Raw genomic sequence first — 22,759 nt, 5'->3', positions numbered from 1 at the left:
AATTGGATTGTTATATGGTATATTTTTGCTTCTAAAAGTAAATATAAAATGGATGAAATAAAACCTGCCGGCGTTTGTGAGGAACGAATTTTTGCTTCTTTCTTCCGGTCAAATATCAAAGCAGTGCGGAATTATCTGTTTTATAAGTACGGAAATGAGGAGCATGCCAATGACATTGCGCAGGATGCGTTCATAAAACTTTGGGAAAATTGTGCCTCGGTTCCCTTCGACAAAGCGAAGGCTTACGTGTATACGATCGCCAATAACGCCTCACTGAATCTGGTCGCACACCATAAGGTCGTGCTGAACTATTCAAAAAATGCGGGCAAAAGCGGGGTCACTTCGGAAAGTCCGGAGTTTATACTCGAACACGATGAATTTGGAGAAAAATTGAAAAAGGCGATTGCCAATCTCACTGATTCCCAACGCACCGCCTTCCTGATGAACAGGATTGACGGAAAAAAGTATAGCGAAATCGCTGAAATGTTAGGCATAACGGTCAAAGCCGTAGAGAAAAGAATCAGTGGCGCGCTGGTTTCGCTAAGAAAAGAAATTGACAATATTTAGTAAGATTATGAAGAAGGAACATGATTTAGCCAAATGGCTTGCAGGTGACATGACGGCAGAGGAGCGGGTAGATTTCGAAAAATCACCTGAATTCAGCTCATATGATAAAATTGCGCGTGCATCGCAATTCCTTGAAGCACCCGGCTTCGACGCGGATAAGATGTATCAAGGCATCATATCGCGTGAGAAAATACAGCCCAGGGTGATTCCGCTTTACCGGAAAAACCTCTTGCTTAAAATTGCAGCGGTATTGGTCATCGGGCTGGGTATCTGGTTTTCACTGCCCCAAACTGACCAGCCACGCCATCAGGAATTGGCTGCTGCGGGAAAGACCTCGGTTTTCAGCCTTCCGGACCATTCTGAAGTAACGCTGAATGCGGACTCGGAAGCAGATTACAGCAGCAACGATTGGGATGACAACAGGAAAATTAACCTGCGCGGGGAAGCTTTCTTTAAAGTGGCTAAAGGAAAAACATTCGATGTGCTTACAGACTGTGGAAAAGTCACTGTGGTCGGCACGCAGTTCAACGTTAAATCCCGAGGCCAACGGTTTGAAGTCACCTGTTTCGAAGGAAAAGTCAGGGTGCAGTGCGGCAAGAATACTACCTTTATCACGAAAGGCCAGAAAGTAGCGTTTGAAAACGGACAGCCAATCCCAAGTCAGTTTATGGCAAGCGACAGGCCGTCATGGATGGACAGGCAGATGGAATTCACTTCTGAAAACCTTCAGGGCGTTGTGGCCGAAATGAAGCGGCAGTATAATGTGGAAATTGAGGTGACAGGCGCGGATAAAACCAAAAACCTGGCCTTCACCGGTGTCATGCCCGCAGACAAACTTGAAGTGGCCCTTGAAATCGTCAGCAGGACTTTTGGCATCCATGTCAAAAAAACCGAATCCGGAATAATCCTGTCTGGGAATGAGTAAAAAAAAAGGCTGCTGTCAATCGTAGTTTTCATGATTTGCTGGATATCCGTTTTTTCCCAGCAGCGACAGCCTTTGAAGAATATCATCCGCGACATTGAACGAGAGCATTCGGTGCACTTCAATTTTATCGACGAACAAATCGGTAATATTGATATCGACCCGCCGGAGTCTTCGTTGTCGCTGGCCAAAAAAATATTTTACCTCGAAAACCATACGCCATTGCATTTCGATGTCATCGGTGGGACGTATATTTCGGTTTCCCTTAAAAAAAATAACGACGCCCCCCCCGAAAGCGAGATGAAGGTTTCCCTTGAAGAAGTCGCCGTAGACAAATACCTGACGACGGGGATTTCGAAAAAGTCAGATGGGGTTTACCAGATCAAGCCAAAGAAACTCGGGATCCTGCCCGGACTCACCGATCCCGATGTATTACAGACCATGCAGCAGATTCCTGGGATTTACAGTGCTGATGAAACGGTTTCAAACATCAACATCCGCGGCGGCACCCATGACGAGACACTTTTTTTGTGGAATGGGTTGCGCATGTTTCAGACCGGACATTTTTTCGGTCTGATTTCTGCTTTTAACCCATACCTGAACGACAAGATTGAAATTTACAAGAACGGCACTTCGGCGTTTTACGGCGAGAGTGTTTCCGGTGTCGTCGCCATCTCTTCGGGACTTGCCGAAACCGACAGCACGGCCTGCATCAGTGCAAACATGATCTGGGCGGGCTTCAATATGAAAATCCGTACGTCCGAGAAAGCCGTACTGACACTTTCGGCCAGGCGATCGATGACGGATTTCTTCAGTTCTCCTGCTTATAAAAAATACTACAACCGGATTTTCCAAAACACCATCGTCACCGATTTGAATGACAATCAGGCGGTAAATTTCCAGAGCGATGAGTATTTTTATTTTTATGACACCACAGTGCAATACCAGCAAAATATCGAAGACAGGCACACGCTTACGTTTTCAGCGATTGCCATAAAAAACTCACTGGACCTGTATGAAAGCACGCTGAACGGCAGTACCTCGATTTCCAAAAACAGTACGCTGGGCCAGCAGAATTTCGGTGCCATTATCTCGTGGAAAACAAACTGGAATATGAAAAATACTTCGGAAATGTCCGTGTACAGTTCCAACTACAATCTCGATTCCCGGTATGAAAACATCAGCAACAACCAGATCCAGAAACAGAAAAACAGTATCACCGATTCCGGCCTGAGGCTGGCACACCACTATATGTTGACCGACCTGTGGACGCTCAGCGGCGGATACCAATATATTGAAACAGGTGTCCGCAATGATGAGGAAGTCAACAATCCTGCGTTCCTGAAACTCAGCAAAAAAGTACTGCGTACGCATGTTGGCATCGCGGAGACCGACTGGAAAGCGCCCAACAGGCAAACCACATTCCGGCTTGGCTTGCGCACCAATTACATCAAAGAATTCGGAAAATTCCTGTTTGAACCGCGGATGCAGGTTTCGCATGCCTTTAATGGCAAATTCCGCGCTACCGTCTCGGCAGAACAAAAAAGCCAGAGCACTTCGCAGGTAGTGGACCTGCAACAGGATTTTCTTGGGGTGGAGAAAAGACGCTGGGTGATTGCCGATAACGCGCTGATCCCGGTTCGCCGAAGCAGGCAGATTGAAATCGGATTGGCCTACAAAGACAAGAAATGGCTGGTAACATTTGACAATTACCTGAAAAAGGTGCAGGGCATTTCAACCAGCGGGCAATCATTCCAAAACCAGCTTGAATTTGTCAAACTAAACGGCAGCTACCTCAATTATGGCTCTGAATTGCTGGTGCAGCGCAATCTCGGACGTTTTTACGCCTGGCTCAGTTACGCCTACAACAACAACAAATACAATTTCCCGGATTACATTCCGCCTAAATTCGCTAATAATTACGAGATCTCGCATATGGTGTCAGGGGCGCTGATTTATGACTGGAAAAAACTCAAGACGGCACTCGGTGCGAAATGGTATTCCGGCCGCGCCGAAACCACGCCGATCAGTACAATCCTAACACCAAACCAGCCCGGGATTATCTATAATAACCCGAACAACGACCGCCTGGCTGATTTTTTCCAGATGAATTTTTCGGTGTCGTATTCGTGGAAAGTAAGCAAAAAGAACCTTTTTGAAGCCAGTTTTTCGCTACTGAACCTTCTCAATAAACGGAACACCATCAATCGGTATTACCGCGTCAATACTGCTACCAACAGTGCGGAAAGCGTCAACACGTACGCTCTGGAGCGCACTCCCAACCTTAGTTTAAAAATGCAGTTTTAAACTTCGGGATGCCATTACAAATTACCGCGTTGCAACAACTGATTAAATTTTAACAATTGGTGTGCGTATTCCACAGCCATGTTATCTGAGGTTTTATTACGGGACTACAGCCGCCCCTTCCCTGAAGGTAAAATACAAATATTCCATAACACCTCGTTACGGAAAATCCACATGTCCAGCAATTCTTATGGCTGTCGTTTTTGACGTTTCCAGTTGACCTGCGTCGCTAAAGAAGATGCTCACTTTATTGTGCATGGGGGTGTCGTCCCGAGCCTGGTTAAAACTGGAAGTAAATAAACGGCTGCGTACCCGATGTCGAGGTGGCATACACCACCCAGAAAGCGAGCGACAGTACCAGCGCCTTACCTATTACCGGCAGCCTGTCAAAACCGGTTTTCATCAGCGTGGTCACCGAATTGGGGAGGAAATGCCACAAATACCCAATCAGCATGACCAGGAAGACATTTTTGTAACCCATGATGATAATCGCCCATTCGTTGAAATGGAAGTTCAGTTTGCCTATCATCCCGATGACATCGAAAGCAGTGGCGAAATCCCGCGCGCGGAAAAATATCCAACAGAAAGCGACAAAATGGAAGGTGAGAATGATGGAAAACAATCGGACAAGACTGCCCCCGAATGTCTTTTTCTTTGGATTTTTTTCCGGGAAATATTCTGAAAATATCTTGTTCACCGCTAAGGCCATACCGTGTAAGGCGCCCCATATGATAAAGCGGAAACTGGGTCCGTGCCACAATCCGCCGAGCAACATGGTGGTCATCAGGTTGACATTGGTAAACAAGGTGCGCTTCCTGTTTCTGGACAACAGGAACGTCAGCATGAATACGACAAGTGCCGCCAACGACACGATTAACGGGACCGGGCTTCTATCAAAGTACACTATCCCGAAAACGATCAATCCGGCAAAAAATAAACAGGGGAACAGGAAACCGCCGAATGATCCTTTACGGTTTCCGCCCACAGAAATGTAGAGGTAGTCCCGAAGCCAAGTCGACAGCGAAATGTGCCACCTTCTCCAGAATTCTGTGATAGACGCCGATTGGTAAGGCGTGCGGAAATTGACCGAAAGCCTGAAACCCATCAGCAGCGCAATCCCGATAGCCATATCGGAATACCCTGAAAAATCGCAATAAATCTGGATGGTGTAGCCGTAAGAAGCCATCAGGTTTTCGAATGCCGTGTAGCTTTTCGGCGAATCAAAAACGCGGTCGACAAAATTCAGAGAAATATAATCTGAAATGAAGGTCTTCTTAATCAAACCGCCGATAATCAGGAAGAGCGCATGGTTTACATCTTCACGTGTCAATCTCAGCCTGGCATAGATTTGCGGAATGAATTCGGACGCGCGTACAATCGGACCGGCTACCAACTGCGGGAAAAAGGACACGAAAAACATATAATCGAGGATGTTTTTAGTCGGCTGCAGCTCGCGCCTGTAAATATCGATAATGTAACTCATCGACTGGAAGGTGTAGAACGAAATCCCGACCGGAAGGATGATGTCGTGAAACTGCAGGTGCTCGTCGAAAAGTCCGTTGTAATTTTCAATCAGGAAGTTTGTGTATTTAAAATACCCGAGAAAGCAAAGGTTCAGCACGACGCTCAGGACAAGGTAAAATTTCCTATATCCTTCAATTACCTCCTGATACAACAGCCTGGCGAGGTTGTAATCGACCACGCCGGAAAAAAGAAGCAGCACAAAATACCCACCGCTGGATTTATAATAAAAGAACAACGAAAATGCGAACACATACAGGTTGCGCATGGCATGGGTCTTTGCCTTGGTAGTCAGGATGTATAAGGGGTAGAAAACGAGGAACAGCCCCAGGAACAATGCGGTATTAAAAAGAATCGGATGCTTTGGGTCATAGGTGAACCAACTGCGCACGTCGGCTGCTGTGACCTGCCCGAAAACCAACGTAAACCAATGCTGTATGTCTGCGAAGCCCATTATTGTTTCGTGTTTTTATAATTCCGGAATGTTGCCAGGATGGCCTCACTGAGCAAATCGCCCTGCCGCTCGTAGCCTGCTTTTGAATAATGCACCCTGTCCCCTGCCATCAGGCCTTGCCGGTAATTCCGTGTAACACCGTATAGACCACCCAATTGCGCATACATATCCCATACCGCGTAATTGTTTTCCGTGGCTACGTTAAGTATTTTCTGCGCATAGTCGGCGACATAGATATTCGGTATTTTTCTGCGAAACATCGAAGGGGATGGCGTGGCCACAAGGAGTTCAGTGCCGGTTTCCTGTTTTCGTATGTTTCCCAGAAACAACTCCAATTGCGCCATGTAATCTTCGGATCGCATTTTGTCAAAGGATTCGTTGGTCCCCAGTGCCACCACGATCAGATCCGGTTGCAAGGCTTTAAGCTGTTCAAAAAACATTGGATATTTGTTGTAATCCGAAAGCTTGGCGCCATTGACGCCGATGTTATGGTATACGATTCCGGGTTCATCATTTTCCAGTACAATCCCGTTCAGGGTGCAATTGTCTTCGGACTTATTCGGCAACAGGTAGATTTTCTCCAGGCGGTCTTCAGTGACATAGAAATGTGTGTCATTGTCGGAAAGCAGCGGCAGCGGGATGAATTCCGATCGCTCGATTTTCTTTTTCTGCATCTCACTTGAGGGGATCTTTAACGTCTTCCCTGCCCTGATCCGATCATTTTTAAGTCCGTTCGCTTTTTTAAGCTGCGCAATCGATACATTATATTTATCCGCGATGATTGACAATGCTTCGCCATTCCTGATTTTGTGCGTGATGGTCTTAGGCACGTTCGACTCAAATGAGATCGTCCGTTTTGCGGTGGCGATATTGAACGTATCCTCGTTCCCCGGCGTGATGATTTTTATCGTATTGAAAAAATTATCGGGCTCTTTGGCGTTGAGTTCAATGACGAAGTCGTCCCGGCGCGACATCAGCGCGATGCCGCTCAGCCCTACCTTACTGCCGTCAACGGGCGAGACGATACGGTGGTTTTCCCAACTTCCGTTAGAGGAAAACCGGATGTCCCACGAGCCGTTCGTCTTTGCCAGGCTGTGCGGAAAAACCAGGCCGCGTCCACCATTACCGAATGCGGCCTGTAATGTCTTGCGCACGCGGTTCGTCATCAGGTCGGCCTGGATGTGCGAATCGCCAATGTGTACAATATTGATTTTGCCCGAATGCGTTTTTTCCAGCTTGTAGAGTTTTTCCAGAAAACCGCTGATGGCCATGGGGTTCTGGATGCCGTTTTCCGGAATGATGATCGGAATCGTATCCGCTTCGATGCTGTCAGTGACCACTAATGTCGAATCGACGACCTGCCCGTACAACTTCGGAAGTGCGAACAGTAAGACCATCAGTAACCATTTACTCTTCATTTTGCGGTGCTTCATTATCGGGGTTGATGCTGTCTGCAGGACTTTCGCTGCTCTCCGTGTAGGCACCTTCCCTCTTTTTCCTCAATTCCTTAAATTCGTTATAGCCCTGGTCCAATTGGTTAAAAATCATCGCGGCTACTTTCCTGGCACCACGGAAATTGAAGTGCGTATAGTCCTTATTGGCCATGGCAGGTGCTTCTTCGACCCATTTCACCATCGATCCATCGCCGCCCATCAGCGTGTAAAGGTTTACAAAAGCCGCGCCCGTCCTGAGCGCATAGTGTTTCTGCGCACGGCTTAGTGGGGCAACCGCTGAATCGGTCTTCATTTCGGTGTCGTATTTTGTAGATTTGTCGGCTGTGGAAATAATCAGGATCGAAACGCCGGGGAAACATTCTTTAAGCCGGTTTACGGTGCGGGTCATGCTTCGTTCGTACCAACCATAATCTTTTGTACCGTAATTCAGCACATTGGTGCCGTAATGCAACACGATCAGGTCATAATTCAATTTTTTCTGGAACGCCTTCATCAGTGCTACATCGAAATTTGAGATCGGGATTCCGGAATTGCCGCGCTGCGAAAAATTGTCGATGTGTACACCCTTCCCGTCGTCAAAATTAAAGCCGTAAACCGGTATGGCACGCGCATTCTTAAAATGGACTTTCAGGGATTTGAGTCCGCCTTTCGACAGTGCCAGCGTGTTGAGCACATTGTCCGGAACGAGCTTCTTGTGGAGCGTATCTTTGCCAACGACGTAGCTGATCTCGCCATTTTTATTCTCTGCACTGCCGTAGAAGAGCGTCGGATTGTCGAGCTGTGCGGTGTACTTCCCGTTCTTGTATTTCACCCAGGCCGGCTTTAGCGTATCATTGGCAAAAAACACATGCCCGTTGACCCCGAACGGACGCAGCGGATGCTTGACATTGAGGTAAGACTGCATTTTCCAGTTGGCAGAAAATTCGTGCACTATTGAACTCCTCGAACCCGCAGATTCCGAAGTGATCGCTACAAAACCAACACCTTTTCCACCGTATCGGTTCTGGAAATTATTGCGCAAATCCTGGACAATCATATCGCCATCGGTCATAGAGTCGCCAAAATAGGCGATACGGACATTCCCGTTTTGCGCCGTCTCAAGCTGGTATAGTTTTTCATAAAAAGGCACGAGGTATTGGTGGCCTTTGTAATCTTCGTATGATTCCTCCGGGAATTTGATGCCGTTGGTTTCGTAATACGTAACGGGCTGGTTGGCCAGTGTATCGCCAATGTCTGCGCGCGATGAATCAGTTTCAGCCTCAAACGCGTCGATGAGCATACTGTCGATGAGCACGTGCTGCACATCGCCGGGCTTTTCCGAAAAAATCCGTTTGGGCAGGATTCGTTTGACACCCAGAAAGAATATGGCTGACAACAGTACGATCAGGAACGAACGGAAAAAATACGATTTAGGATTCACTCAACACGGGATTACAATTGATTACATGCGCTCGGGCACCTGTATTCCAAGCAACGCAAAAGCCGCTGCGATAGTATCGGCCACCTTTCCGGACAGTTGCACACGGAATGTTTTTTGTAAAAGGTCATCAGTACCTAAAATCGGGACAGTCTGGTAGAAAGAGTTGTATTCCTTTACGAGTTCATAGGTATAGTTGGCAATAAGCGCGGGACTGTGCGTCTCGGCGGCATTCCGGATCACTTCAGGGAACTGCTGCAACAGCTTGATCAGTTCCTTCTCTTTCGGATCCAGAACAGGGATCTCGACATCGGCGGAAAAATCGAATGCGGCTTTCCTGATAATAGATTGGATGCGCGCGTAAGTATATTGGATAAACGGCCCGGTATTGCCTGCAAAATCAACCGATTCCTCAGGATTGAACAGAATGCGTTTTTTCGGGTCTACCTTTAAGATATAATATTTTAATGCGCCCAGACCAATCATTTCGTGCAGGCGTTTCTTTTCGTCATCGGAATACCCGTCGAGCTTGCCGAGTTCGTCAGAAATTTTTGCGGCAGTATCAACCATTTCGGAAATCAGGTCGTCAGCGTCGACCACGGTCCCTTCTCGGCTTTTCATCTTTCCTGAAGGCAGGTCAACCATGCCGTAAGACAAATGATAAAGCGATTCAGCCCAGTCAAACCCGAGCTTTTTCAGGATCAGGAACAATACCTTAAAGTGGTAATCCTGCTCGTTCCCGACGGTATATACCATGCCACCCACATCAGGAAAATCCTTTACCCGCTGGATGGCCGTACCGATATCCTGGGTCATATACACGGCGGTGCCGTCAGCACGCAACACAATTTTACGGTCAAGGCCTTCATCTGTAAGGTCAATCCAGACAGAGCCATCCGGATCTTGTTCAAAAATGCCTTTGGCCAGGCCAAACTGTACGACTTCCTTACCTAACAAATACGTATTGCTCTCGTAGTAATTTTTATCAAACGACACGCCGAGCCGCTCGTAGGTCTGCGCAAAACCGGCATACACCCATTGATTCATTTCCTCCCAAAGGGCCAGCACTTCCGGTTTGCCGGCTTCCCAGTCAAGAAGCATCTGCTGGGCTTCCATAAGGATTGGCGCTTTCTTTTTGGCATCGTCTTCACTATGCCCTTCGGCCATTAATTCAGCAACCTGATCTTTATATTCCCGATCGAAGGCAACGTAAAAATTTCCGACCACCTTGTCTCCTTTAATACCTGTAGATTCCGGGGTCTGGCCTTTTCCAAATTGCTGCCATGCCACCATCGATTTGCAGATGTGGATGCCGCGATCATTAATAATCTGGGTTTTGTAAACATTTTTACCCGACGCTTTCAAGATTTCAGCTACCGAAGCGCCCAGAAGGATGTTGCGTACGTGCCCCAGGTGGAGCGGCTTATTCGTATTGGGTGACGAATATTCGACCATAACGGCATCAGCATCCTGAGGCGGGGTTACAAAACCGAAATCGGCATTTTTCCTGATATCATTAAAGTAACTATTATAATAGGTATCGGCAACTACCAGGTTCAGGAAGCCTGAAACCACGTTAAAACGCGTGACGAGGTTGGTGTTTTCAACAAGAAATGTGCCAATTTCATTACCCAGGTAGGGTAAACCACTTTTTAGCTGTTTTAGCAGAGGAAAGAGCACGAGGGTGACGTCCCCTTCGAAGTCCTTCCGGGTGGCCTGAAACTCGATTTTGTCAATAGTAACATCAAACAGAATGCGTATCGCATCTTTGATTTTCACGGTCAAAATCTGTTGTAAATCCATGCCTTTCGAATTTGAAAGCGCAAAGATAGATGTAATTCCGAAAAAGTGTTATAAAAGTTAGTAAAATAGCATTGCAAACGTTGCAAATGTTAAAATGCCAACCTATGCCTTAATGTTAACACGATTTTAGCATTTTTTAGGATTATTTATAAAATAATTGTTATGTTTGTTTCCTTAAAATTTATTATGTGGTTATGAAAAAAAGTCTATTTTTATTGATGTTATTGGTATCGTTTGCAGGATTTTCGCAGGCGATTTCGGTGAACACATCTTTCTCACCTGACTATCTGGTCAACGATGTCCTGATCAGCGGGAATTGTACTACCGCCTCGGGTGTAGTGGCACAAACTGGTACAAATTTCGGTTCCGTAAATGGTATCGGGTATTTTGAAAACACCAGTAACAATCCTAATTTCCCGTTTGCGAAAGGGGTTGTGCTGTCAACGGGCGACGTAACAAAAATTCCCGGGGTGAATCCGGCGACGCCTAACACCACCACGCTCAGTGATGGGAACGCTGCCTGGACGGGTGACACCGATCTTCAGAATATACTTCTTTCACAATCCGGAATTACTTTCAATTCGACCAATGCGTCGTTCCTGAAGTTCGATTTCGTACCGGTTTCAGCGAATTTCAGTTTCGATTTCGTTTTCGCTTCGGAAGAGTATGGTGCCCTGCAGTGTAACTTCTCTGACGCGTTCGCTTTTATCCTGATTGATAATACCTTGGGCACTTCGACAAACCTGGCTGTCGTGGCAGCGGGCTCCCCAATTTCCGTAGCGACAATCAGGAACTCGCTGTACAACGCGAACTGTCCTTCAGTCAATCCAAGCTTCTTTGGTGCCTATAATGGTAGCGGTTTCGGTCCTGCCATCAACTTCAACGGCCAGACTGTAAAGATGACGGCCTCTGCCGTTGTAGATGTTACACACCAATACACCATCAAACTGGTAATTGCTGACGGTGTGGATTCGAACAATATTCCAAGTCCTTTATATGATTCGGCCGTATTTTTTGGTGCCAACACGTTCAATATTGGTAGTGAGGTGCTCGGCCTTGATTACACGGCTGTGAATGCGACAGCGACACCTCCAAGGGATGCTATTTGTCCAGGTGGCGTGATGCCTACACTCGGCCCAGTAACGCCACTGCCTGCAGGTACGACTTACCAATGGAAAAAAGATGACCAAATCATTCCCGGCCAAACGGGTCCTACTTTGAATCTCCAGGCATTGGGGGAAAACGCTACACATACTTACACTTTAGTTTATACAAAGCCGAGTTGTGATCCGTTTGCTGATTCAATCCTTGTGGAAGTTTACAACCCGTTGTTTACCCCACAACCGCCAAACCTCTACAAATCGTGTGAGGCTGCCAGCGCCACGCACAGTTACGACCTGACCCCGAATACCACATTCATGATGGCTGGCCTCCCAGCTGACGCGATCATTACATACCATGCCACGCAGGCCAACGCGAATACCGGCGCAAACCCATTGCCTACAACACAGGTCATCACCCATGCAGCCGCTTTGGCGGGTGTAACGATCTATGCCAGGATTAAAAGTGGTACATCCCCTTGTTTTGAGACCAAATCGTTCCAGTTAAAGTATACCGCCGAACCGGTGATCAACACGCCAAATATGGCAACCCCGGCGGTTGCAGCGATTTTCACCAAATGCGCAAGCAACTATCCTGCGCTGCCCGCGAGAGCCAACTTTAACCTGGCACAAATCAGTCCTGTGATTCTTGGAACCCAGGATCCTGCGGTGTATGTTGTAAGATATTATGGCTCTCTTATCAATGCCCAAAATAACCTTACGCCTTTAACCAACCTGAACAACCAGACGACAAAAGATATTTTTGTGAGGGTAGAATTGATTGGCAACCCTGCATGTTATGCAGTGAGTTCAGCACCGGCATTTACGATTACTGCCGTGCCGAAAGCGCCGATTGAAACACTTGATGACGTAATTGTATGCAGCAGCAGTACCGGCTATGCGCTTCCTGCCCTGGCTGACCCCAACGCAAAATATTTCACAGACACCGATGGTGGCGGTACAGAAATCGCAGCCGGCACATTAATTAACACCACACAGGAAATATATATCTACAATAACCCAGGAGGGAATATATGTCCTAACGAAAGCAGTTTTCAGGTTACTAAAGTCAATTTGACAAGCTGGACACAGGACATTCCTTCTACACCGGTGTGTACAGAATTCATCCTGTCTGAATTGCCTTATGGTGTTTACGTGCCAAACGATGCCGCACCAGGACCCGGCAATTTACCAATCCCAGCGGGACAACCAATTACAAACAATACTACACTATACGTTCATGTTGATTCGGAAGGACTGACCCCTGCATGTTTTGACAGGAAACCGGTTAACATCAACATTATTCCTTTCGTACCAATCAGTGATTCTGATTACCCAAATCAGTTCAGTTGCGGCACATACATCTTAGGCACGAACATGCCTAACAATCCGCAGGTAACGTATTGGACAGGACCCAACCAAACGGGCCAGCAGAAATTTATCGGTGATGCCATTACGGTTAATAATACTACCATTTATCCTCACCAACAATCAGGACCTTGTACCAATGATGATGTGTCATTTAACGTAGTAACAAGCCTCACGCCAAATCCTTTCCCTTTCACCAACGGACAGATTTTTAATACATGCTCTAATTTTAACCTGCCGGCGTTGACTATTGGCGAATACCATACTGCACCGCAATCAGCAGGAGGCGGCACACAATTGTTCCCAGGACCGTTGACTACAGCCGGACAAAACGTAATATATATTTATGTTCCTGGCCAGTCCTGTACTTATGCCCCGGTTGGAACGGATTACAAGTTTACCGTGAACATCCAATTGGCACCAATACCTGCGATTGCAGATGTTCCGGCCCAATGTGATTTCTACCTGCTTCCGCCAAACCCTTACGGTAGTGCGAACTATTACGAAGGCACTTACCCTAATGGCGTACTTGTAGCGGATAATTTGAACTCTAACAATTATGTGGTCACAGGTGCAGGAGTTCATACTTTCTACCTTGGAAGAACGCAGCAAACCTGTCACGTAGAGGAATACTTCACTGTTACTATCAACAATACGCCGATAGTCGATGTCTTCGCTGATGCGGTGGCCCCTTGTAACTCTACCACCTACACCTTGCCGACGTTAACACAACCTGGTGCATTTTACAACCAGCCCGGTGGTGTAGATCCGATAGCAGGCAATACAATAACACAAGCTACTTCAGGCGTGCGTACGATTTATGTGTACCAAGCGGGAAGTACTCCGGGAGTATGTGATGGCCAAGACAGCTTCACGGTATCGTTCAGTATCGTTGATGTTCCGGCAGTTGCTAATCAGTACACTTGTGCTGACGATTTTGTACTGCCTGCAATTCCTACAATCCCGAACGCGGTGGCCGACTATTATGATGCGCCGGGTGGTCCTGCAGGAACAGGAACCAAGCTGACTATGCCATATCACGTCATAAGACAGGTTCCGGGTGCAACTGAAACCAGGACTTTTTACCTCTATGCTGACGATGGCGCTCCTGTACCGTGCAGGGACGAGAGTTCATTCACCGTTACACAATATGCGCAACCGGTAATCAATGCATTCACCGATGTGACAGCCTGCGGCTCGTATACCTTACCGGCGTACAGTTCGTTCTCGACCACACCTGCCAATGCGGTAAATCACTATTACACCCAACCGGGTGGACTGGGAACCGAACTAATGCCTGGTGATGTGATTTCAACTACAACTCCTATCTATGTTTATGCAGGCATCATTTCTCCTGAAAACACAGTAGCGTGTTATTCTGAAGCACCTTGGAATATCAACATCACGCCTAATCCTGTCATTACACCGGCAGTTGCAGACCTTGCAGGTTGCGATCAGGTGGTTTTGACGCCACTTACCGTTGGAAACTATTATAGTGATGCGCTTTATACAACCCCAATCACGAATTTGACGCTCACGACAAGCCAAACCGTGTATGTGATGGCAGTCAACAATCCGAACAACTGTCAAACTACAGATAGTTTCGAGGTTGCCGTGACCAACTCACCAGTACTGACCCTTAACGACGCAGACGCCACTATTGATGCCTGCGACAGCTATACCTTGCCTGCGTACAATGATGCTTTGTTCACGACAACAACAGGAAGTGTAGACCACTATTTCCTTTCATCAGGTACTGAGGTTTTCCCTGGGGACGTGATCAATGCTTCTGACGTCATTACAATCGAGGCACACAACGGCAGCTGCGCTAACCTGACACCGGTTACGCTTACCGTAAATATTTCAGCCACTCCGGTGCTTGCACCAGTGTCGAACCTCGCCGGTTGTGACCATGTACAATTACCGGCTCTGACCGTGGGTAACTACTACAATGATGCGACGCACCTGAGTCCGATTACCAATACGGACCTTACGCTGAGCCAGACCGTATACGTATATGCTGAAAGTGCAACGAATCCTAACTGTGCGCCACCGGTATTGAGCTTTACCGTCAACGTGACGCCGACTCCGGTATTGGATCCTGCAGACACTGCTGACATAGATGCCTGTAACTCTTATACCCTTCCTGCATTGCTTACTCCGGGTGCGGCTTATTACTCGGGTCCAAACGGAACGGGTGCTGTAATTCCTGCCGGGACAGTGTATACTGCCAATACCACGGTATTCGTATTTGCTGATAACGGAGGTGGTTGTAATGCGGGCGATGACAAAGTGATCAACGTGTACAACGTCGATGAATTCCCGAGCTACAATGGTTGTGCACCGTATGTATTGCAGCCGCTCACAGCAGCCAACGCAAATTACTACACCGGCACTGGTGGAAGTGGAAACTTGCTGACCGCCGGAACGCCAATCACGACAACACAGACCATCTACGTGTATGGTACTTCACAGGGCGGAACCTGTACAGACGAAAGCTTCTTTACAGTCACTAAACTGGCTGATGCAGTTGCCAACCCCGTAACAGATCCTGCGATGCTGACCACTTGCGACAGCGATGCGAATCCTGACGATTTTGTAACCGCGATCGATCTTGATAAATTTACCGCAGTAGTCTTAGGTTCGCAGAACCCAGCGGATTTTACGGTGAAATACTATCCTACACTTATTGATCAGCAAATGCAGACAAACGAAATCACTACAGATGGCACTCCTGCACCGGACAGCGCAATAAACCCTGTTTGGGCGCGTATCCAGAATGCGACCGGCTGTAATGCAAATGTTGAAATCCTTACGAATGTCGTACCATTGCCGCATATCGATGCTGCGTTAACCGGCATCGTGTGTATCGACCCTGATACCGGAGAAGTGACACCTGCTTACATCGAAAGTGGCTATCCTGGTGGTACAGGAGCTGGTTCTTATAGCTTCACATGGACTGATGCGGACGGTGTTGTAGTCGCTACTACACCTAACCTGCAGACGACTGAGGCCGGAACTTATGAACTTACCATCCGTGCAAACGGTGTAGCGACGTGTGAGTCTGCACCAATACCTGTAACCATCATCGAATCGGCAAGACCGGCTAGCGTTGAAGTGGAAACTACAGGTTGGTTCACCGACCACCAGACCATTACCGTGAAAGCCATACCGTATATCGGTACAAACACTGATAATTTCGTGTATTCGTTAGACGGACAGGAACCTCAGACTGAGCCTGTATTTACAGACGTATCAGGCGGCATCCATGAGATCCTGGTAAGTGATGTCAACGGTTGTGGTGCAACCCCTGCCCCATTCTCTGTAGAATTGGTTAGCAGTCCGGCATACTTCACACCGAATGGCGATGGGGTAAATGATGTCTGGAAACTGAACGGTACCAACAACATTCCTTCAGGATCGGTATCAAGCATCCAGATTTTTGACCGCTACGGAAAATTGGTAAAACAAATCACTTCAGACGGTCCGGGCTGGGACGGAACCATCAGCGGGCAGCAATTACCGGCTGACGACTACTGGTTTACGTTGATATACGTGGATCCGTTGACGATGAAGCCTAAAGAATTTAAATCTCACTTCTCGTTAGTACGATAATTGATCTAAAAATGAAAAACCTCCTTAACGGGAGGTTTTTTTTTGCCTATGCCTGAACAAATAACAATCGCTATGTAACATAAGGGCCCGTTGCGTGACTAACCCGTCGATTAAACAAACATCATCAAAACAAAACCCAATGAAATTAAAAATTGCGCTTATCTTTTTTGTCGCCGGAATCTTTTCGATGAACGCCCAGAACCAAGGTTCTGTTTCCGGGAAAGTGACCGACAGCCAAACCAACACCCCAATTTCCTACGCAACAATCGTCATCAAGGCGGACGACAAGATTACGACCGGAGGCATCACTGATGACAACGGAAACTTCGAAATCAAGAACCTGGAACTGAAGAAATATACAGTTGAAATCCAGTTCATCGGCTACAAAACGTACAAAACGGAAATCACACTTTCGGGCGATCAGAAAAATGTCAGCCTGAATAGAATCAGCCTTGCCGAAGAAAGCACGGAACTCGAAGGCGTCACCGTGGTTCAGGAACGTTCTACTGTAGAACAGAAAATTGACCGGAAAGTAATCAACGTCGGCCGGGACCTTACCACTGCAGGCGCGACCGCATCGGATATAATGGGGAATATCCCTTCAGTGAATGTCGATCAGGACGGTAAAATCTCGCTGCGCGGAAACCAGAATGTACGCGTACTCGTTGATGGAAGGCCCACCAACATCGACGCAGCCCAGTTGCTGAAACAGATTCCTTCCACCTCAATCAAAAAAATCGAATTGATTACCAATCCGAGCGCGAAATACAATCCGGAGGGTATGTCGGGCATCATAAACATCGTCCTGCACAAAAACGCAAATGACGGCTTCAATGCGAGCCTGAATACGGGCGTCACATTTGCCACCACACCAAAGTCCAACAGTTCGATTGATATGAACTACCGCAGGGGGAAAGTAAATTTCTTTGGCACCTATGGCAACAACTTCGGGTACCAGTTCAACAACGGCGACGTGACCCGGGAAGATGACAATTCAAGTCAGCTTTTTGACATCATGAACGACAACAAGTCGCACCTGTATAAAATCGGGATGGATTTCTACATTGATGACCGCAACACCATTTCGGCCTACACCAACCAAAACCTTTTTGTAGGCGACGGCTACATCCACACCGACAACCTGTTCGCAACGCCCGGCATGAATTTCACCTCAGACGACCACTACCGAAACGACAACGGTAACAGCACCTACAACCTGGCTTACAAGCACCTGTTTGCTAAGGAAGGCCATACACTCGACGTGGAAGCCAACCACAACTGGTCTAAAGATGAGCAGGCAGCTGAATTTGACCGTGCCGGAAACACCACCGCTGCAGATTATAATGATTTTAAAGTCCAAAGAAGGAAAAACTCGACCATCAACGTCGATTACGTAAATCCGCTCAATGAGAAAACCACCCTGGAACTCGGCGCTGAATCGCGGACGATCAGGACAGACAATGACTATTTCACCACACAGCCCGGTGAACTCGCATACATCAAATTTTTGTATGACGTTGATATTTATTCCGCTTACGCCACCTTCGGCCAAAGATTCCAGAAATTCAGCTACCAACTGGGTGCGCGTGTCGAAAGTTATAAGGTTGAAGCGACCAATAACGGTGCCAGGGCTTATGAGGATGACTATTTCACGCTTTACCCATCCGCTTACCTGACGTATCAGCTCAACGAGAAAAACAGCCTCCAATGGAGTTACAGCCGTCGCGTCGACAGGCCAAGCCTCGAGCAAACCTCACCCATCCGGGAATTCAGCACGGTGCGTTTCAAATCCATCGGGAATCCCGAACTTGACCCCCAGTTTACCAATTCTATGGAGGTAAATTACACGCGCATGCTTGAAAAAGGCTCCATTTCGGCCGGGGTATTCTACCGCATCATCAACGACGAGATCAGCCGCATCCTGATTCCAGATCCGGACAACACCCAAAACCAGATCATGCTTTTCGACAACTTTGACAACAACAAATCTTTCGGATTCGAATTGTCGTCAAATTACAAAATCAACAAATGGTGGGATATCCAGCCTGCAATCGACTTCTCGAGCATCACCCAGAAAGGCATCGTCTCCATATTCAATCCCGCCATCAACGATTTTGAATCGGTGCAGACCGAAATTACCGCCAACGCTTTCAACGCCAGGATGAACAGCAATTTCAAAGCCACGAAAAAACTGAGCTTCCTGCTGTTCGGATTTTACCGCGGCGGCGTAAACGGCATCCAGTTCAACGGCAAGGAAATGTACAAGGTCGATGCCGGCGCGCGTTACAGCTTCCTTAAGAACAAGGCCACGATGAGCGTAAGGTTCAACGACATGTTCAATACCATGCGATTTGCGTTTGAAGGCGACAACCCTTACCCGCAGCACGGCCAGTTCACCTGGGAAAGCCAGTCGGTATACATCAACTTCAACTTCATGTTCGGCGCCGGAAAAAACCGTGCTCTACAGCGTAAATACAGGGAAGACAACACCAAACAAGGTGGCGGCGGACTTTTCTAAATCCTGTTTCCAAAAACTACAAACCCCGAATGTGCGTTCGGGGTTTTTTATTTTTCAGGAGCCATTTCCGGCTGTACGCTGTATCTTTTTCAGGATTTGCCTTACGCAGGCTGCAGGCAAATCCCAAAAAAGGATGCCGCTGCCATCCGGGCTAGCGCAAGACTTCCACGGCAATTACCATCTGATAATGGCGCTGCCCCACGTAAATCCGCTTCCGAAAGCCGCAAGCACCACGAGATCTCCCGGTTTAACCTTGCCTTTTTCCCAGGCTTCGGTGAGCGCTATCGGGATGGAGGCGGCGGTGGTATTGCCGTATCTTTGTATGTTGTTGTACACCTGATCATCCTGTAGCCTGAATTTCTGTTGGATGAATTGGGAAATCCTAAGGTTTGCCTGATGCGGGATCAGCATGTTGATATCGGAGACTGAAAGGTTGTTGGCCAAAAGGCCTTCGTTAATCACCTCGGTGAAGCGCACCACGGCGTTCTTAAAAACGAATTGCCCGTTCATGTGCGGGTAGTAACTTTCGTCATCCGGATTGTTATCGGCCAGGATGTCGGTGACCCACCGCGAACCCATGCCGGGTGCGTCAAGGAACAACTCTTCTGCGTGCGCCCCTTCCGAATGCAAATGGGTCGATAATATGCCTTTGGTATGGTCTTCTTCCCTGCTCAGCAGCGCGGCGCCGGCACCGTCGCCAAAAATAACGGAAACGCCACGGCCGCGTGTCGTCATGTCCAGCCCAACCGAATGCACTTCAGAACCGATAACCAGGACATTCCTGTACATACCGGTCTTAATGTACTGATCGGCAACAGAAATCCCATACACGAAGCCCGAACACTGGTTCCTGATGTCGAGCGCACCCACCGTCTTCAAGCCCAGTTCTTTCTGTACCGACACGCCGGGCCCCGGGAAGTAATAATCAGGGCTTAAAGTCGCAAATACAATGAAATCGATATCTTCATAAGCGATTCCCGCACGCTCGATGGCAATCCGTGCGGCCTTAACCCCCATCCCCGTCGTATTGTCCTCCCCACGGATGATGTGCCTGCGCTCCTGAATCCCGGTGCGCTCCTGGATCCATTCGTCATTCGTATCAATGACCTTCGACAAATCATCGTTGGTCACTACGTTATCGGGCACGTAAAACCCCAATCCGCTGATTCTTGAATTGTACATATTGCGTGTATTTGGTTATACTGAGAATGGCCAGACAGGCAATTCCAACACCACAAGATAGGATTTATTCCGGAACTGGCAATGTAGCGATCGACTTTAGAAACTTGCCGATTTCACGAACTTAATGGACTGCCTGCCCGTATTGCTGTGCAGGTTGACCACATATACGCCGGCCGCATACGGAAAATCAAACGAATAATTCCTAACCGAAGCGCCCTCAATGGTGTCGCGCTTCAGCTGGCGGATCAACTTCCCTGCGCTGTCGTACAATTCAATCACCAAATGATCGGACCCGATGAATGCCACGGACAGGTTTAACTTCTCCCTCACCGGATTCGGGCTGATTGAGGCGGCAAGCGGTTTGCGCGGACTTTCAGTAAAAGGCACTGACAGATTCTGGTCGGTGAGTTTATAGACCGTCGTCCCCGACGCATAGGCCAAATGATCATTCACGACTACAATCCGGTTCATGTTGCTGCCTACCCCGGTGTCCGTCCAGATGTCGCCGCCATCAGTGGTTTCCAGCAAGCCAGTGGCGTGGCCGCCCATCCAGCCGTGGGTTTCACTTACAAATCCCACCGCCTGAATATCAGTGTCCGGAACTTCCTTGCTGACCCAGTTGGCACCGCCATCGGTTGACCTGACGAGCTTCCCGAGCAATGGCGATACGGATTCCACGGATCCGAATAAAATCTGGCCGTCTCCATGCAAATCCTGAAGTTTCCACACATATTCGCCCGGAATGCCGGAATGGTATAACGGGGTCCAATTGGCACCGCCATCCACCGTTTTCAGGATTACGCCTCCATTGTCATCCTTGCCGGAAACAAATCCGGTATTTTCATCGATAAAAAGGATTTCCACCAATGCGTTGGCGTAGGCACTCATATCGATAAACTGCCAGTTGTCTCCACTGTCGACCGATTTGATGATGTAAGCCGGAGAAAAATAGGCGCCACAGCCGTAAATGGTCGTACCACCCACAGCCGAAAGACCGCAAATCGCCGGAATGGTCGTCGGAAGGTTAGTTACGGGCGCCCAGGTAGCACCACCGTCAACGGTTTTGAGAAACGTACTGCTGAGCGTCCCGACAAATCCGATATTTTCGTTCAGGAATTCGATGTTCCGAAAGTACTCGTTTCCAGGCTCAAGTTCGAGTTGCAGTTGCCAATTGGCACCGCCATCGGTCGTTTTATAGACTTTAGAGAAATAGCCGTTGGCCGCCCAGCCTGTATTTTCATTCAGGAAAAACACATCGTCATAACGCTGGAAACCTTCATTTTCATAAACATTGGTAAATGGCGCCCATTGCAATTGCGCAGATACCAGAGCAGACGTGAATAGCAGCAGGAAGTAATATTTTTTCATCTTAAATAAATATCGATTGCGCTGTAAATGTACATTATTTTAGGAAAAAAGAATGTGGTAGCGATCTATAAACGATTCAGCACCAAATCCATATCGGCGGTAAGACCGAGTTCCTGCTGCAACGGGATTTCATAAGGGCTCTCGAAGAAGATGATTTTCCTGTCACGGACGGCTTTGACCAAATAACCGCCGCCTTTAAAATAGCATTGTTTAACGACCACTTTAAGGTCAGAATTGTCATCAGGATACAATTCATGTGCGTAGAGCAGCAGCAATTTTTCCTTGTCTTCAAAAGGGATCAAGAGGTGAAGCGGTATCTCATTGACTTCCCCAAACAGCGAGGCGGTATACCGGCTATCGGGCCTTAAGTACACTGATTTTGATTCGCCAAGTGTGACAATGTGCCCATTTCGCATTACGAGCGTGCGGTCTGAAAACGAAAGGGCGTCAATGCTGTCGTGCGAGGCGATGATACAACTGATTCCTTTGTGCTTAAGGTATGCAAAAAGGTTCCTGCGCAGCGCGCCTTTCCTAAAGCTGTCGATGTTGCTGAAGGGCTCGTCGAGCAGCAGCAACTCGGGCTCCAGCGCCAAAACCCGTGCCAGTGCTACGCGCTGTTGCTGACCGCCACTCAAATATTTCGCTTTGGTTTGGGCAAACTGATGCATCTCGACCATTTCAAGAAGCTCAGTGACCCGCGCTTCCTTTTCGGCAGGATACATGTTTGAAAGGAATTTTCCGACGTTTTCAGCCACGCTTACATAGGGCATGAGGTCAAAATCCTGCGCCAGGTATTTCATGTTTTGAGCGCCTGGGACGAGGTGAAATTTCGGTCCGAGGATATCATCCCCATTCCATGAAACCGACCCGGAATTGAGATCATACAATCCATAAATCAGTTTCAACAACGTACTTTTTCCGCAGCCGCTTTCCCCGATTACAGACAGGTTCCCGCCTTTTTCAAGTGTAAAATCGATGTTGTCAATGACAGTTTGGGTATCGTAGGCGAAAGATATATTTTGTACGCGGAGCATGTGAAATTAATTTCTGCAAAAGTAAACCTTCGTTCCTGAAACCTCATGACCGGTAAAGGTTTTAACAAAAGTATTTTTGGAGTGGATTACCGGCGTTGGCGCACAGTAGCACTTTAACATTTGGTGGACGTT

General features: G+C 47.8%; 12 protein-coding genes. 5 read left to right on the top strand and 7 right to left on the bottom strand.

Features of this window, described 5'->3' with window-relative positions; translation table 11 throughout:
• The first annotated feature begins 48 nt into the window (after positions 1–48).
• From HYN48_RS07050 to HYN48_RS07040, 3 genes are read left to right on the top strand one after another with little or no spacing between them, the layout of a single operon-like run.
• Positions 49–567, top strand: coding sequence for an RNA polymerase sigma factor (locus HYN48_RS07050; RefSeq protein ID WP_108370438.1), 519 nt, complete (start codon positions 49–51; stop codon positions 565–567).
• 7 nt (positions 568–574) lie between these two features.
• Positions 575–1,492 (top strand): FecR family protein, encoded by a 918-nt coding sequence (locus HYN48_RS07045; protein ID WP_108370437.1) that lies wholly within the window; start codon positions 575–577, stop codon positions 1,490–1,492.
• A 30-nt stretch (positions 1,493–1,522) separates the two neighbouring features.
• The gene (locus HYN48_RS07040) at positions 1,523–3,796 is read left to right on the top strand and encodes a TonB-dependent receptor plug domain-containing protein (RefSeq protein WP_108370436.1); all 2,274 of its coding nucleotides are present in this window, start codon (positions 1,523–1,525) and stop codon (positions 3,794–3,796) included.
• 277 nt (positions 3,797–4,073) lie between these two features.
• On the opposite strand, the gene HYN48_RS07035 is transcribed toward HYN48_RS07040, so the two are convergent.
• Genes HYN48_RS07035 through argS form a run of 4 tightly spaced genes read right to left on the bottom strand, consistent with a single transcriptional unit; the run spans position 4,074 to position 10,442 of the window.
• Positions 4,074–5,768, bottom strand: a complete 1,695-nt coding sequence (locus HYN48_RS07035) for an MBOAT family O-acyltransferase (protein WP_108370435.1) — start codon at positions 5,766–5,768, stop codon at positions 4,074–4,076.
• Complete coding sequence (locus tag HYN48_RS07030; RefSeq protein WP_245946004.1) at positions 5,768–7,165, bottom strand: GDSL-type esterase/lipase family protein; 1,398 nt, start codon at positions 7,163–7,165, stop codon at positions 5,768–5,770. Before HYN48_RS07030 ends, HYN48_RS07035 begins: the two co-directional genes overlap by 1 nt.
• A gap of 10 nt (positions 7,166–7,175) precedes the next feature.
• Positions 7,176–8,642 (bottom strand): GDSL-type esterase/lipase family protein, encoded by a 1,467-nt coding sequence (locus HYN48_RS07025; RefSeq protein ID WP_108370434.1) that lies wholly within the window; start codon positions 8,640–8,642, stop codon positions 7,176–7,178.
• A gap of 21 nt (positions 8,643–8,663) precedes the next feature.
• Positions 8,664–10,442 carry an arginine--tRNA ligase gene (gene argS, locus HYN48_RS07020; RefSeq protein WP_108370433.1) on the bottom strand — a complete coding sequence of 593 codons (1,779 nt, stop codon included), beginning with the start codon at positions 10,440–10,442 and terminating at the stop codon, positions 8,664–8,666.
• Between the two features lie 194 nt (positions 10,443–10,636).
• Between argS and HYN48_RS07015 the strand changes: the two genes are divergently transcribed.
• Both HYN48_RS07015 and HYN48_RS07010 read left to right on the top strand, forming a co-directional pair.
• Positions 10,637–16,525 (top strand): T9SS type B sorting domain-containing protein, encoded by a 5,889-nt coding sequence (locus HYN48_RS07015; protein ID WP_108370432.1) that lies wholly within the window; start codon positions 10,637–10,639, stop codon positions 16,523–16,525.
• Between the two features lie 139 nt (positions 16,526–16,664).
• Positions 16,665–19,043, top strand: a complete 2,379-nt coding sequence (locus tag HYN48_RS07010) for a TonB-dependent receptor (protein WP_108370431.1) — start codon at positions 16,665–16,667, stop codon at positions 19,041–19,043.
• 174 nt (positions 19,044–19,217) lie between these two features.
• On the opposite strand, the gene HYN48_RS07005 is transcribed toward HYN48_RS07010, so the two are convergent.
• The 3 genes from HYN48_RS07005 to HYN48_RS06995 form a co-directional block, all read right to left on the bottom strand.
• Entirely contained in the window at positions 19,218–20,225 is a 1,008-nt protein-coding gene (locus HYN48_RS07005; RefSeq protein ID WP_108370430.1) for a 3-oxoacyl-ACP synthase III family protein, read from the bottom strand.
• Between the two features lie 96 nt (positions 20,226–20,321).
• Entirely contained in the window at positions 20,322–21,593 is a 1,272-nt protein-coding gene (locus HYN48_RS07000) for a T9SS type A sorting domain-containing protein (RefSeq protein WP_108370429.1), read from the bottom strand.
• A 65-nt stretch (positions 21,594–21,658) separates the two neighbouring features.
• A complete protein-coding gene (locus HYN48_RS06995; protein WP_108370428.1) occupies positions 21,659–22,627 on the bottom strand; it encodes an ABC transporter ATP-binding protein in 969 nt (322 codons plus the stop codon).
• Positions 22,628–22,759 lie beyond the last annotated feature (132 nt).

Origin of the sequence: Flavobacterium magnum, from assembly GCF_003055625.1 — a bacterium.
Classification (GTDB): domain Bacteria; phylum Bacteroidota; class Bacteroidia; order Flavobacteriales; family Flavobacteriaceae; genus Flavobacterium; species Flavobacterium magnum.
The sequence above is the reverse complement of the archived record's forward strand: the minus strand, read 5'-3'. Positions and strand labels throughout refer to the sequence as shown.